The following is a 1,176-nucleotide window of genomic DNA, read 5'->3' as shown; positions in this document are numbered from 1 at the left end:
CTAATTCTTTCTGTGAGCCTAGCCTGTAAGAAAAAAACCTCCGTTTCATTCATATACTTGACCGTAGGACTATCGATAAATTTAACTTTTTTTCTTTTGATGTATTTTGATTTATATGTACATCAAAACAAAGAACGGTGGTTATTATGGGACATTTACGCAGTTTCAGTTAATATTATAGACGTAATAATGATTGTTGCACTTATTGTTGATAGAGACTTTCTCGGTCTTCATAAATTAAAAAATAAAACTATCAACTACTTCAAGTCAAACGATACCCATAAAGTAACCTAACTTAAATGTACGTTACTGAAGCCCTGATGGATTATGTAGAAGCTTTCTCTCAATGGGGATTTTTAATGGCTTTCTTATACTGTTTAGCTTCCAGTATAAATAAAGAAAATAAATCCTCGGTTTATTTATCAGCGCTTATGCTCTGCTCATATATTTCTAGTGGTTATATAAACTTATTAGAAAGTTTATATTTAAATTGGGCGCTCTACGATTTTATTACAATTTTAGCTTTGTTAACTTTACAGTACTTCAAAGTGCTCCAACGTTCTGCAGCTTTTCACTTCATAATAATTTCGTTAACGATAAATGCAGTACTTACCTTAATACTGCACTATGATCTATATGTCTTGTATAATATTGAGCCTTGGTGGTATTGGAGTTTTTATTCGATAGGTGTTAACTCTATAGATACTCTAATGATGCTTTCATTAGTACTCAATAGGAACATTATACAGATGCTACATTTAAAAGCCTTCAAATTAAACTTGAAAAAGTCGTAAAATAATGGGTGAACTTTTGGTAAGTCCAACAGTGTCATTGTACATAGGTGCATTTGTACAATGGGGATTCCTTATGGCATTTTTATACTCCCTTGCTCATTCGATTAATAAGTCTAATAAAGAAAGAGTTTATTTGTCTTTAGTTATGAGTATTTCATATTCATTTAGTATATTTACAAATCTTAATACGGTAACTTATCTCGATTTTTTGTTTTCCGATACTTTAACTCTCCTAGTTATTATTTTCCTTAGGTGGCTCTGGCATGGTGGTATTACCTATTTATATATTATTACTGGTTTAGCTATAAACTCAACTCTGCATTTTCTCATGCATTACGACATCTATATATCAAATAATACAAGCTACTGGTGGCTTTGGAAT

1 pseudogene is annotated in these 1,176 nt (G+C 31.0%); it reads left to right on the top strand.

The annotated features are described in order from the left end of the window. Nucleotides 1-294: pseudogene (locus tag H5072_RS20950) on the top strand (hypothetical protein); the annotation flags it as partial. Between the last annotated feature and the right edge of the window lie 882 nt (nucleotides 295-1,176).

Source organism: Pseudoalteromonas sp. SR45-5 (assembly GCF_014163565.1).
GTDB lineage: Bacteria > Pseudomonadota > Gammaproteobacteria > Enterobacterales > Alteromonadaceae > Pseudoalteromonas > Pseudoalteromonas distincta.
This window is presented reverse-complemented; position numbering and strand designations above follow the sequence as displayed.